Origin of the sequence: Paenibacillus sp. FSL M7-0420 (assembly GCF_038002345.1) — a bacterium.
Lineage (GTDB): Bacteria > Bacillota > Bacilli > Paenibacillales > Paenibacillaceae > Paenibacillus_AQ.
Genome location: NZ_JBBOCJ010000001.1, coordinates 5,036,572 through 5,051,041, shown reverse-complemented (window position 1 = coordinate 5,051,041; position 14,470 = coordinate 5,036,572). Strand labels below are relative to the sequence as shown.

Annotated in this window: 5 protein-coding genes; all 5 read left to right on the top strand. The window is 58.3% G+C overall.

Going from position 1 to position 14,470, the window contains the following annotated elements; translation table 11 throughout:
- Positions 1 to 11: 11 nt before the first annotated feature.
- The 5 genes from MKX51_RS21550 to MKX51_RS21530 all read left to right on the top strand — a co-directional run bounded on the left by MKX51_RS21550 (position 12) and on the right by MKX51_RS21530 (position 14,342).
- Positions 12 to 1,772 (top strand): glycosyltransferase, encoded by a 1,761-nt coding sequence (locus MKX51_RS21550; RefSeq protein WP_340993795.1) that lies wholly within the window; start codon positions 12 to 14, stop codon positions 1,770 to 1,772.
- 16 nt (positions 1,773 to 1,788) lie between these two features.
- Positions 1,789 to 2,601 carry a hypothetical protein gene (locus MKX51_RS21545; protein WP_340993794.1) on the top strand — a complete coding sequence of 271 codons (813 nt, stop codon included), beginning with the start codon at positions 1,789 to 1,791 and terminating at the stop codon, positions 2,599 to 2,601.
- A 160-nt stretch (positions 2,602 to 2,761) separates the two neighbouring features.
- Positions 2,762 to 11,758: a hypothetical protein gene (locus MKX51_RS21540; protein ID WP_340993793.1), complete on the top strand. Its 8,997-nt coding sequence runs from the start codon at positions 2,762 to 2,764 to the stop codon at positions 11,756 to 11,758.
- Between the two features lie 188 nt (positions 11,759 to 11,946).
- On the top strand, positions 11,947 to 13,137 hold the full coding sequence (locus MKX51_RS21535) for a hypothetical protein (RefSeq protein WP_340993791.1): 1,191 nt from the start codon (positions 11,947 to 11,949) through the stop codon (positions 13,135 to 13,137).
- 26 nt (positions 13,138 to 13,163) lie between these two features.
- Positions 13,164 to 14,342 (top strand): hypothetical protein, encoded by a 1,179-nt coding sequence (locus tag MKX51_RS21530; protein ID WP_340993790.1) that lies wholly within the window; start codon positions 13,164 to 13,166, stop codon positions 14,340 to 14,342.
- Positions 14,343 to 14,470 lie beyond the last annotated feature (128 nt).

Here is a 14,470-nt window from a genome sequence, read left to right as displayed (position 1 = left end):
GGCAGAACACAGTGAAGGCGAACGCCCCTCTCATCTCCCTGTGCATGATCGTCAAAGATGAAGAGCCCTGGATTGCACGCTGTCTGTCGAGTGTGCGCGAAGGGGTAGATGAGATTATCGTCGTGGATACAGGCTCCCGTGACAGGACGATGGACATTGCCAGCGGCTACGGCGCAATCATTCTTCAGTTTCCCTGGAAACAGAGCTTCGCGGAAGCCCGGAATTATAGCCTCAGCCATGCAACGGGAGAATGGATCCTATGGATGGATGCGGATGAAGAGCTCGCTGCTGGAGACGCACCTAAGCTTCGGATGTTAAGCAGCTTACCGGAATACAAGCTGGCATCTCTGGAAACGATCCACTTCAATAGTGTATTCCGTCCCCGGGCGGATGAAGCTTACCGGCTGGCCCAGTGCCGTCTGTTCCGTAACGGCGAGGGATTGCATTTCACCGGCGGAATTCACGAACAATTAAGCTGGCCCAACACCCATACCAGGGAGGACACCAGCACTTCGTTCCAGCTTCCGGTCCGGCTGTTCCATTATGGCTACCTGCAGTCCGTGACTTCTCTTAAATCCAAACATGAACGCAATCTGAAGCTGCTGCAGGAAGCTGTAACAGACAATTCGAACCCCGATCCGTGGAGTCTTTACCATATAGCAAGTGAATACCAGCGGGTGGGGAAGTATGCGCATGCCTTCCGGCAAGTTAATCTGGCCATAGCCGCCTCATTGCAGCAGACCAAATTGCCGCCATCGCTTTTTTACAAGCTCAAATATGGCTGTCTGCTGGCGATGGGCAGCTTCAGGGAAGGCTGGCCCGGCATTGAGAAGGCCATCAGCTTATATCCGGATTATGTGGATATGCATCTGTATAAGGGTTGCATTCTTATGCATACCGGCCGGGTAGAAGCTGCAATCTCCGCTTTCGAGCATTGTCTGACGCTTGGAGAGAATGCTCTTCATTATATGATTCTCAAGGGTGCGGGAACCTTCTACCCCTGCTATTATATCGGGAACTGTTATGAGATGTGCGGGCGGCCTGGTGAGGCCAAGGCCTGGTATCTCAGAGCGCTGAAGTTCTCGCCTTCATTCGCGGAAGCGGAAGAGAAGCTATCTCATCTGGAAGAACACTTGACGGTAGTGGAGGAGCCTCCTGTGGACAACGGCAGCTTCTCCGTACCTTCTCCGCGAAAGGCCTCCCTTCACTGCATTACAACTCCGGAGTATACCTGGTCTGTAATTGTATTGCTTGGCAGGGAAGATGGTCCGCTCTCTGCTCTGCAGAAGTGGGCCGCCAGTTGGCAGCCGTTCGCCGATCAATGGATTGTGATCGATGCCGGAATAGGCGAAGCCGTTAATAAGTTTGCTAGCGTACTGGGTGCGACTGTTCATCCTCTGCCCTCCGAGGATGAACAGTCGCAGCTCTGGGGAAGATTGGAAGGGCTCCTAACCTCTTCCCATGTACTCTGGCTGAATCCCTACGAAGAAGTGAGCGGAGAGGAACGGAAAGCACTAGCCGCAATGAAGAGTTCACAAGGCAGTACACATTCCGTGTTCTCTCTTAATCTATGCTTACAGGCAGGTGAAGTAGAACAAGAACACTGGGAGGTTAAGAGGAACCGTCTGGCTGCTCGGGAGGCTGTTCTTGGCTGTAATGCGATCATTGGGGAGCTTATAGCAATACCTGGGGAGGCCAATCAAAGCAGCACTATTACACTTGAGAACAGGCACCCTTCAAGAAGGAAAAGAAATTTAAACCAAGAAATTTGAAAGGGGAATACAGTTTATGGCTATGGGATTTACAGGGCCAACAGGGCCAACAGGAACTACGGGGATTGCAGGTAAGAATGGAATAAATGGAGGCCCTGGTTCAAAAGGTAACGATGGAGACCCCGGAGCAACGGGGGCAACGGGAGTAACGGGTGTAGGGAACACGGGATTAACCGGGATGACGGGAGCAACGGGAGCAGGGAACACGGGATTAACCGGGATGACGGGAGCAACGGGAGCAGGAAATACGGGAGTAACCGGGATGACCGGAGCAACGGGGGCAGGAAATACGGGATTAACGGGAGTAACCGGTTTTACTGGAGTTACGGGATTAACTGGAGTTACAGGACAAACGGGGATGACCGGGCTTACAGGATCAATCACTAATATTTTTGGAACATATGTAGTTAATGGTTACTCTGTTGCAAGTGCGCCGAATACTCCTATTGGATTTTTTAATGCGTTAGTAACTGATCCTGCAGAGTCAATTGGGTTGCAAGGCGGCGATACTTTTATATTGCCTGGAGGGCATATGTATCATGTCTCAGTTCAAGCCTCTGTTCAATATACGGATGATGTGTCTCCAGGTATTGGAATATCAGTGGATGGTAGTATTGATCCTTTTCATGTAGTTTATTCAGGTGCTGAAGTTCCAGGAAGTAAAAGACCTGTAACTCCTGTGACTATGGTGGTAATTATAGATGCCTTAGACGGAGATAAAAATATGCAAGTAGTGCTTATTGAAGTAGGTACAAGAATATCAACGGATATTATTAATTCTCCGAATGGTTTTGTAGCTGCTTCTGTGACTATATTGGCCTTAATGTAATTGAGGAATGTACTTTCCTCTAAAGTAAATGAAATTTGAAACGGATACCATCCTTATTTAAGGATGTGTACCCGTTTCTTACTATCTTGGGAATTAGAAATAAAGTTAAAATTATTTTTTGAATAATTTGAAATATATGGCAGCAAGGAGTTGACAACTAATGGGTACAGGACCAACCGGAGTAACAGGACCAACAGGACCAACAGGCACCACAGGGCGGGGCGGAAGTCAAGGTACAAGAGGTAATATTGGATCGACAGGCTTCACAGGGCAAACCGGTATGACTGGAATGACGGGGCAAACCGGAGTGACAGGGCTGACTGGTGAGACTGGTGCGACAGGGCTCACCGGGGAAACGGGGGCGACGGGACTCACTGGGGAAACGGGAGCGACAGGGCTGACAGGAGAGACCGGGGCGACAGGGCTGACAGGAGAGACCGGGGCAACAGGGCTTACAGGAGAGACTGGGGCGACGGGACTCACTGGCGAAACGGGAGCGACAGGGCTGACGGGAGAGACCGGTGCGACAGGACTCACGGGAGAGACCGGGGCAACAGGACTCACAGGAGAGACCGGGGCAACAGGACTCACGGGAGAGACTGGAGCGACAGGGCTTACGGGAGAGACTGGAGCGACAGGGCTGACTGGAGAGACCGGAGCCACTGGTCTGACTGGTGAGACTGGAGCGACAGGGCTCACAGGAGAGACCGGAGCCACGGGGCTTACGGGTGAGACTGGAGCGACAGGGCTCACCGGGGAAACGGGAGCGACGGGGCTGACGGGAGAGACTGGAGCGACGGGACTCACGGGAGAAACCGGAGCAACGGGGCTGACGGGAGAGACCGGAGCGACCGGGTTGACGGGAGAAACGGGAGCGACAGGGCTCACCGGGGAAACGGGAGCGACAGGGCTCACCGGGGAAACGGGAGCCACAGGGCTCACTGGGGAAACGGGAGCAACGGGACTCACGGGCGAGACAGGAGCAACAGGACTCACGGGAGAGACCGGAGCCACGGGGCTTACGGGTGAGACTGGAGCGACAGGGCTCACAGGAGAAACGGGAGCGACAGGGCTTACGGGAGAGACTGGAGCGACTGGGTTGACGGGTGAGACTGGAGCGACAGGGCTCACAGGAGAGACCGGAGCCACGGGGCTTACGGGTGAGACTGGAGCGACAGGGCTCACCGGGGAAACGGGAGCGACGGGGCTGACGGGAGAGACTGGAGCGACGGGACTCACGGGAGAAACCGGAGCAACGGGGCTGACGGGAGAGACCGGAGCGACCGGGTTGACGGGAGAAACGGGAGCGACAGGGCTCACCGGGGAAACGGGAGCGACAGGGCTCACTGGGGAAACGGGAGCAACGGGACTCACGGGCGAGACAGGAGCAACAGGACTCACGGGAGAGACCGGAGCCACGGGGCTTACGGGTGAGACTGGAGCGACAGGGCTCACAGGAGAAACGGGAGCGACAGGGCTTACGGGAGAGACTGGAGCGACTGGGTTGACGGGTGAGACTGGAGCGACAGGGCTCACAGGAGAGACCGGAGCCACGGGGCTTACGGGTGAGACTGGAGCGACAGGGCTCACCGGGGAAACGGGAGCGACGGGGCTGACGGGAGAGACTGGAGCGACGGGACTCACGGGAGAAACCGGAGCAACGGGGCTGACGGGAGAAACCGGAGCAACGGGGCTGACGGGAGAAACCGGTGCGACAGGACTCACAGGAGAAACGGGAGCGACAGGGCTTACGGGAGAGACTGGAGCGACGGGACTCACGGGAGAAACCGGAGCGACAGGGCTCACAGGAGAGACCGGTGCAACGGGACTTACCGGGGAGACTGGAGCGACAGGGCTGACTGGAGAGACTGGAGCAACGGGGCTTACGGGAGAGACCGGGGCCACGGGGCTGACGGGAGAGACTGGAGCGACAGGGCTCACGGGAGAGACCGGGGCGACAGGGCTGACTGGTGAGACTGGAGCAACAGGACTCACAGGTGAGACAGGAGCGACGGGGCTGACGGGAGAGACTGGAGCGACAGGGCTCACGGGAGAGACCGGGGCGACAGGGCTGACTGGTGAGACTGGAGCAACAGGACTCACAGGTGAGACAGGAGCGACGGGGCTCACAGGTGAGACAGGAGCCACAGGACTCACTGGGGAAACGGGAGCGACAGGACTTACGGGAGAGACTGGAGCAACGGGGCTGACGGGAGAGACTGGGGCGACGGGGCTGACGGGAGAGACTGGAGCGACGGGACTCACGGGAGAAACCGGAGCAACAGGGCTCACAGGTGAAACGGGAGCGACGGGACTCACGGGAGAGACCGGGGCAACGGGGCTGACGGGAGAGACCGGAGCGACCGGGTTGACGGGAGAAACGGGAGCCACAGGGCTCACTGGGGAAACGGGAGCAACGGGACTCACGGGCGAGACAGGAGCAACAGGACTCACAGGTGAGACAGGAGCAACAGGACTCACAGGTGAGACAGGAGCAACAGGACTCACGGGAGAGACCGGGGCAACGGGGCTTACGGGAGAGACCGGAGCGACTGGGCTCACAGGAGAAACGGGAGCGACAGGGCTTACGGGAGAGACTGGAGCGACTGGGTTGACGGGAGAAACGGGAGCCACAGGACTCACCGGGGAAACGGGAGCGACAGGGCTCACGGGCGAAACGGGAGCGACAGGGCTCACGGGAGAGACCGGGGCGACGGGGCTCACGGGAGAGACCGGAGCCACGGGGCTCACGGGGGAAACGGGAGCAACGGGACTTACTGGCGAAACGGGAGCGACAGGGCTTACTGGAGAGACTGGTGCAACGGGGCTCACGGGAGAGACCGGGGCGACGGGGCTGACTGGAGAGACTGGTGCGACAGGGCTTACAGGAGAGACCGGAGCCACGGGGCTTACAGGTGAGACTGGAGCGACAGGGCTCACCGGGGAAACGGGAGCGACGGGGCTGACGGGAGAGACTGGAGCGACGGGACTCACGGGAGAAACCGGTGCGACAGGACTCACAGGAGAAACGGGAGCGACTGGGCTCACTGGGGAAACGGGAGCGACAGGGCTCACAGGAGAGACCGGTGCAACGGGACTTACCGGGGAGACTGGAGCGACAGGGCTGACTGGAGAGACTGGAGCAACGGGGCTCACAGGTGAGACAGGAGCAACAGGACTCACTGGGGAAACGGGAGCGACAGGACTCACGGGAGAGACTGGAGCGACAGGGCTCACAGGAGAAACCGGAGCAACGGGGCTGACTGGAGAGACTGGGGCGACGGGGCTGACGGGAGAGACTGGAGCGACGGGACTCACGGGAGAAACCGGAGCAACGGGGCTTACGGGTGAGACTGGAGCGACAGGGCTCACAGGAGAAACGGGAGCGACAGGGCTCACAGGAGAGACCGGAGCGACAGGGCTTACGGGTGAGACCGGAGCAACAGGGCTGACTGGAGAGACTGGAGCGACAGGGCTCACAGGAGAGACCGGTGCAACGGGACTTACCGGGGAGACTGGAGCGACAGGGCTGACTGGAGAGACTGGAGCGACTGGGCTCACAGGTGAGACAGGAGCAACAGGACTCACTGGGGAAACGGGAGCGACAGGACTTACGGGTGAGACTGGAGCGACAGGGCTGACTGGAGAAACGGGAGCGACAGGGCTCACGGGAGAGACCGGGGCGACGGGGCTCACGGGAGAGACCGGGGCGACAGGGCTGACTGGTGAGACTGGAGCGACAGGGCTCACAGGAGAGACCGGAGCCACGGGGCTCACGGGGGAAACGGGAGCAACGGGACTTACTGGCGAAACGGGAGCGACAGGGCTTACTGGAGAGACTGGTGCAACGGGGCTCACGGGAGAGACCGGGGCGACGGGGCTGACTGGAGAGACTGGAGCGACAGGGCTGACTGGAGAGACTGGACTTACGGGAGAGACTGGAGCGACAGGGCTCACGGGAGAAACCGGAGCGACGGGACTCACGGGAGAGACCGGAGCGACAGGGCTGACGGGAGAGACCGGGGCGACAGGGCTCACAGGAGAGACCGGAGCGACAGGGCTCACCGGGGAGACGGGAGCGACGGGGCTGACGGGAGAGACCGGAGCAACAGGGCTGACCGGAGCGACGGGGCTGACGGGAGAGACTGGAGCGACGGGACTCACGGGAGAAACCGGTGCGACAGGACTCACAGGAGAAACGGGAGCGACAGGGCTCACGGGAGAGACTGGAGCAACGGGGCTCACAGGTGAGACAGGAGCAACAGGACTCACTGGGGAAACGGGAGCGACAGGACTCACGGGAGAGACTGGAGCGACAGGGCTCACAGGAGAAACCGGAGCAACGGGGCTGACGGGAGAGACTGGGGCGACGGGGCTGACGGGAGAGACTGGAGCGACGGGACTCACAGGAGAGACCGGAGCAACGGGGCTGACGGGAGAGACTGGAGCAACAGGACTCACTGGGGAGACCGGAGCAACGGGGCTTACGGGTGAGACTGGAGCGACAGGGCTCACAGGAGAAACGGGAGCGACAGGGCTCACAGGAGAGACCGGAGCGACAGGGCTTACGGGTGAGACCGGAGCAACAGGGCTGACTGGTGAGACTGGAGCGACAGGGCTCACTGGGGAAACGGGAGCGACAGGGCTCACAGGAGAGACCGGTGCAACGGGACTTACCGGGGAGACTGGAGCGACAGGGCTGACTGGAGAGACTGGAGCGACAGGGCTCACAGGAGAGACCGGTGCAACGGGACTTACCGGGGAGACTGGAGCGACAGGGCTGACTGGAGAGACTGGAGCGACTGGGCTCACAGGTGAGACAGGAGCAACAGGACTCACTGGGGAAACGGGAGCGACAGGACTTACGGGTGAGACTGGAGCGACAGGGCTCACAGGAGAGACTGGAGCGACAGGGCTGACTGGTGAGACCGGGGCGACGGGGCTGACTGGTGAGACTGGAGCAACAGGGCTTACAGGAGAAACCGGAGCGACAGGGCTCACTGGCGAAACGGGAGCAACAGGACTCACGGGAGAGACCGGAGCAACGGGGCTTACGGGAGAGACTGGAGCGACGGGACTCACGGGAGAGACCGGAGCGACAGGGCTTACGGGTGAGACTGGAGCGACAGGGCTGACTGGTGAGACTGGAGCGACAGGGCTCACGGGAGAGACTGGAGCGACGGGACTCACGGGAGAGACCGGAGCCACGGGGCTTACGGGTGAGACTGGAGCGACAGGGCTCACGGGAGAGACCGGAGCAACAGGGCTTACGGGTGAGACTGGAGCAACAGGGCTTACGGGTGAGACTGGAGCAACAGGGCTCACGGGAGAGACCGGAGCCACGGGGCTTACAGGTGAGACTGGAGCGACAGGGCTCACAGGAGAGACCGGTGCAACGGGACTCACAGGTGAAACGGGAGCGACAGGAGTTACGGGCGAGACTGGAGCAACGGGGCTCACAGGAGAGACCGGAGCCACGGGGCTTACGGGTGAGACTGGAGCGACAGGGCTCACAGGAGAGACCGGTGCAACGGGACTCACAGGTGAAACGGGAGCGACAGGAGTTACGGGCGAGACTGGAGCAACGGGGCTCACAGGTGAGACAGGAGCAACAGGACTCACTGGGGAAACGGGAGCGACAGGACTTACGGGAGAGACTGGAGCGACGGGGCTGACGGGAGAGACCGGAGCAACAGGGCTTACGGGTGAGACTGGAGCGACAGGGCTGACTGGAGCGACTGGAGCGACTGGGCTCACGGGAGAGACCGGGGCGACGGGGCTCACGGGAGAGACCGGAGCAACAGGGCTGACTGGAGCGACGGGGCTCACAGGAGAGACCGGGGCGACAGGGCTGACTGGTGAGACTGGAGCGACGGGACTCACGGGAGAGACTGGGGCAACAGGACTCACGGGAGAGACCGGAGCAACAGGGCTTACGGGAGAGACTGGAGCGACGGGGCTCACGGGAGAGACTGGGGCAACAGGACTCACGGGTGAGACTGGAGCGACAGGGCTGACTGGAGAGACTGGAGCGACGGGGCTCACGGGAGAGACCGGGGCGACGGGGCTCACGGGAGAGACCGGAGCAACGGGGCTTACGGGAGAGACCGGGGCGACAGGGCTCACTGGGGAAACGGGAGCGACAGGGCTCACAGGAGAGACCGGTGCAACGGGACTTACCGGGGAGACTGGAGCGACAGGGCTAACTGGAGAGACTGGAGCGACGGGGCTCACGGGAGAGACCGGAGCAACGGGGCTTACGGGTGAGACTGGAGCGACAGGGCTCACAGGAGAAACGGGAGCGACAGGGCTCACGGGAGAAACCGGAGCGACGGGGCTCACGGGAGAAACCGGGGCGACGGGGCTCACGGGAGAGACTGGAGCGACGGGGCTCACGGGAGAGACTGGGGCAACAGGACTCACGGGAGAGACTGGAGCGACGGGGCTCACGGGAGAGACTGGAGCGACAGGGCTTACAGGAGAGACTGGGGCAACAGGGCTGACGGGAGAGACTGGACTTACGGGAGAGACTGGAGCGACAGGGCTGACTGGAGAGACTGGAGCAACGGGGCTCACAGGTGAGACAGGAGCAACAGGACTCACAGGTGAGACAGGAGCAACAGGACTCACTGGGGAAACGGGAGCGACAGGACTCACGGGAGAGACTGGAGCGACAGGGCTCACAGGAGAAACGGGAGCGACAGGGCTCACGGGAGAAACCGGGGCGACGGGGCTCACGGGAGAGACCGGAGCAACGGGGCTCACAGGTGAGACCGGAGCAACAGGACTCACAGGAGAGACCGGAGCCACGGGGCTTACGGGTGAGACTGGAGCGACAGGGCTCACAGGAGAGACCGGTGCAACGGGACTCACAGGTGAAACGGGAGCGACAGGAGTTACGGGCGAGACTGGAGCAACGGGGCTCACAGGTGAGACAGGAGCAACAGGACTCACTGGGGAAACGGGAGCGACAGGACTTACGGGAGAGACTGGAGCGACGGGGCTCACGGGAGAGACAGGAGCGACAGGACTTACGGGAGAGACTGGAGCGACGGGGCTGACGGGAGAGACCGGAGCAACAGGGCTTACGGGTGAGACTGGAGCGACAGGGCTGACTGGAGAGACTGGAGCGACTGGGCTCACGGGAGAGACCGGGGCGACGGGGCTCACGGGAGAGACCGGAGCAACGGGGCTTACGGGAGAGACCGGAGCAACAGGGCTGACTGGAGCGACGGGGCTCACGGGAGAGACTGGGGCAACAGGACTCACGGGAGAGACTGGAGCAACCGGGCTGACTGGTGAGACTGGAGCGACGGGGCTCACAGGAGAGACCGGAGCAACGGGGCTTACAGGTGAGACTGGAGCGACAGGGTTCACAGGAGAGACCGGAGCCACGGGGCTTACGGGAGAGACTGGAGCGACAGGGCTCACCGGGGAAACGGGAGCGACGGGGCTGACGGGAGAGACCGGAGCAACAGGGCTGACCGGAGCGACGGGACTCACGGGAGAGACTGGAGCGACGGGACTTACTGGCGAAACGGGAGCGACAGGGCTGACTGGAGAGACTGGTGCAACGGGGCTCACGGGAGAGACCGGGGCCACGGGGCTGACTGGAGAGACTGGTGCGACAGGGCTTACAGGAGAGACTGGGGCAACAGGACTCACGGGAGAGACTGGAGCAACCGGGCTGACTGGAGAGACTGGAGCAACGGGGCTTACGGGAGAGACCGGAGCAACGGGGCTTACGGGAGAGACCGGAGCAACGGGGCTTACGGGAGAGACCGGGGCCACGGGGCTCACAGGAGAGACTGGAGCTACGGGACTCACGGGAGAGACCGGAGCAACGGGGCTTACGGGAGAGACCGGAGCAACAGGGCTCACGGGAGAAACCGGAGCAACCGGGTTGACGGGAGAAACGGGAGCCACAGGGCTCACCGGGGAAACCGGAGCGACAGGACTCACGGGAGAGACCGGAGCAACCGGGTTGACGGGAGAAACGGGAGCCACAGGGCTCACCGGGGAAACGGGAGCGACTGGGCTTACAGGAGAGACCGGAGCAACGGGACTGACCGGAGCGACTGGAGCGACAGGGCTCACCGGGGAAACGGGATCCACTGGAGTTACAGGTGTGACTGGGCCAACAGGAGTTACTGGATTAAGTGTTGTTGAAACAGGTGCGACGGGTCCAACAGGTCCAACAGGTATGACGGGTCCAACAGGTCCAACAGGTATGACGGGAGTGACGGGCACCACAGGGAAAGCAGGTAAGTCTGGAATAAATGGAGGCCCAGGTTCAAAAGGTGAGGACGGTAACACTGGATCAACCGGATCAACCGGATCAACCGGATCAACCGGAACAACGGGAACGACGGGAGAGACCGGAGCGACAGGAGTTACGGGAGCGACAGGAGCAACGGGACTCACAGGTGAAACGGGAGCGACAGGAGTTACGGGAGCGACAGGAGCAACGGGACTCACAGGTGAAACGGGAGCGACAGGAGTTACGGGTGAGACTGGAGCAACGGGACTCACAGGTGAAACGGGAGCGACAGGAGTTACGGGCGAGACTGGAGCAACGGGACTCACAGGTGAAACGGGAGCGACAGGAGTTAAGGGTGAGACTGGAGCAACAGGGCTAACAGGAGCGACTGGCGTTACTGGGTTAACTGGGGCGACTGGACCAACGGGTATTGGTCTTGTAGGTCCGACTGGTGTTCTGTCCCAGAATTACGCCCAGTTTGTTCTTACAGAGGGAAATACGGTGGCAACAAGTGATCATTTCCCTATTCCACACTTTAGCATCGTTTATACATCCAGCAACGGAACTTCTATAGGACCCTTAATTACTGATACAAATGAGTTTGTGGTAGAAGCCGGAAACTACTTGATATTGTATCAAGCTACCATTCAATCCTCTGATACAAGGCCAGCAGGCTTAGAATTGATTAATAATGGTAATCCAGAATCTACATCAATAGTTACAGCTCCAATAAGCACTACTCCTTCTAATCTTAACGGAACTTATATTTTAGAAGCTGATGGCCAGGTAACCATTCAACTTGCGCTTGTATATGAAGGGACTGCTGTAACTGTTAATATGGATGAAGTGATTTATGGCTTCTTCCCAGCTAAGGTTACTATCATCCAATTGAGTTAAGGTTTCTCTAATTTGTGATCAGATGAATTTGCCTCTTGCGAAGACCAGCCAGATCCGGGCTGGTCTTTCTCCATATATAGAGCTTTACCATATCAGATTTTTTCTTACATAGCCTGGACGAATTGCCGAACCAATCGTACAGAGCAGCATATGATGGACTATTCTAAACCAGAAAGGAGAGGATTGATTTGTCTCAAGCTAATCTGCCTAACATTACACCTACTATTACACTCACCCGTAGCGATGCCATCAACATGATGCTGTCAGCCATCGCCATGGAAGAGTTAGGACTTAGCCATGTAATTAATGCAGAAGGGGAGAAGATGCAGTATGCGCTCGGCACTCTTTCTGGAGTAACTGCTCCGGTGGTGAATATCTCCAATATTCAGGACATCACTAATAGTATCCGTAACATGTTGGGGGAAACGGTGAAAAGCGCCTGGCTGCAGACCAGCCAGTTAGAGAGTCTGCTTGCCGCACCGGTTGATTATGGCGGTACTGGAGCCATAGGCGTAACGGGACCAGACGAGGGACCGATAGGTCCAAGAGGTCTGCAAGGTGAAACTGGAGAGACCGGAGACGATGGCGCGACCGGTACCACGGGAGTTAGCGGCTTCACAGGCATATCAGGACCTACAGGAGCGACGGGAGCTACAGGCATTACAGGGGCCACTGGGTTGACTGCACTGACCGGGCCCACCGGCCTTACAGGGGAGACAGGGGCGATCGGCTTAACGGGTCTAACAGGAGTTACTGGGGAAACAGGAGTTACAGGGGTATCGGGAGAGACGGGTGCTACTGGCCTGACGGGTCTGACAGGAGTTACAGGAGAAACAGGAGTTACAGGGGAGACAGGAGCGACTGGCTCTACCGGCCTGACGGGTCTAACAGGAGTTACGGGAGTAACCGGCTTGACCGGAGCAACCGGAGAAACAGGTGAGCCGCCTATTGACCGGTGGTTATCCACCCTTACTTCAGGAGGTCCAATAGGTCCGCGAGGTCCAATAGTCTTTGATACCGATGCGTATGCCACAGGCTCCAACATCAGCCGTAATCCAGGTGGTTTCAATCTGCAAAATAACGATGTTCTGGGCGTTTTGGAACCGGCAACCTACTATGTTCATTATTCAGCTAATGCTTCTACTCCGACAGGGGAGAATTTTAGCGTTGCTCTTTTGCTCAATGGGGCTACCCTTCCAGCAAGCGAAGCAATATCGTATCATACAGCTGTCGCTGTCACCTCTAATCTTGTAGCGGGCGGAAGTGTTTTCCCCACCGTTACTGGTGAAGCAGTGAATACATTAGTTATGATTAATAGCAGTGCCGCCGGTACAATTACTGATGTTAATGCCTCGATATCCATTCTTAAATTGTTCTAAACCACTAACATAGAGGAGTTGATCACATGTCTCAGGCGAACCTGCCTAACATCACCCCAACCATAAGCATTGCCAGGGATGATGCCGTTAACCTGCTGCTGTCCTCCATTGCGATGGAAGAATTGGGACTCAGCCACATTATCAATGCCGAAGGGGAGAAGCTGCAATATATCCTGGGCACCTTGCCTGGAGTTACAGCTCCTGATGCAACGATTGAAGATGTGCTGGCTATGAACGATAGTGTAAGAAATATGATGCGGGACATTGTGAAGAAGGAGTTCATTCTTACCAACAAGCTGGAGACGGTGCTTAATGCTTCAATAATGGTAGGGCCTACAGGTGCAACAGGGGCTACGGGGAATCCCGGCGGGCCTCAAGGACCTCAAGGAGAACAGGGAATTCAAGGTATCGCAGGTCCGGCAGGAATAACTGGTCAGACCGGAGAGACCGGAGCTACGGGAATAACCGGAATAACCGGAGTGACCGGCATAACGGGACCAACCGGAGAGACTGGAGTCACTGGAGCTACAGGGCTGACCGGAATAACCGGACTGACCGGCTTAACAGGGCTAACCGGGGAGACGGGTGCTACCGGAGCTACGGGAATAACCGGACTGACCGGCTTAACTGGAGAGACTGGCGTAACCGGTATAACGGGTGCTACCGGCTTAACGGGAGCTACAGGGTTGACCGGCTTAACGGGAGTTACCGGGTTGACCGGTGTAACCGGCTTAACCGGGATGACTGGGCTGACCGGGATGACCGGCTTAACGGGTCTTGCCTTCTTCGCAGATTACTCCTCTGCGATCTCTACTGAGTTTCAAGTTGGATTTGATGAAATGGTGACCTGGAGCGTAACCGGACCGGAAAGCGGTACTATTGTTATAGATCCTACAAATCAGTATTTTACTTTGCCTGCTGATTCTACAGTTCTGGTCCAATACTATGTCAATGCTCTGAATAATAGCCTGGACACCATGGAATTTCAATTGTGGACCGTAGATCTGGCGTCTGGAAATCCCATAGAAGGTGTTACTGGTTCTATAGCGTCCTCAACAGTAAACAATCGGGCAGTTGCAACCGTAGCGGGAGCCGGTATTATAGGGACAACAGCTCCACAAGGTGTGGCGTTAGTTAATAATACTAATGACGTTATAGGTGAGGGCACTTTCTATGCCAACATCCAATTGATCAGGATTAATTAAATAATCATATAGCGAGATGCGCCAGGATCGAATTCTGGCGCTTTTCTGCGTGTGGATATTAATAATTGACTAATGAATCCACCTTTTTAGAGCTGGTGGCCGAATAATCCAGACTCCTGTAGATTCAT

What these genes read in the sequence shown, in the direction of transcription:
- MKX51_RS21545 (WP_340993794.1), top strand. Translation starts at nt 1,789, where the DNA reads ATGGCTATGGGATTTACAGGGCCAACAGGGCCAACAGGAACTACGGGG.
- MKX51_RS21540 (WP_340993793.1), top strand. Translation starts at nt 2,762, where the DNA reads ATGGGTACAGGACCAACCGGAGTAACAGGACCAACAGGACCAACAGGC.
- MKX51_RS21530 (WP_340993790.1), top strand. Translation starts at nt 13,164, where the DNA reads ATGTCTCAGGCGAACCTGCCTAACATCACCCCAACCATAAGCATTGCC.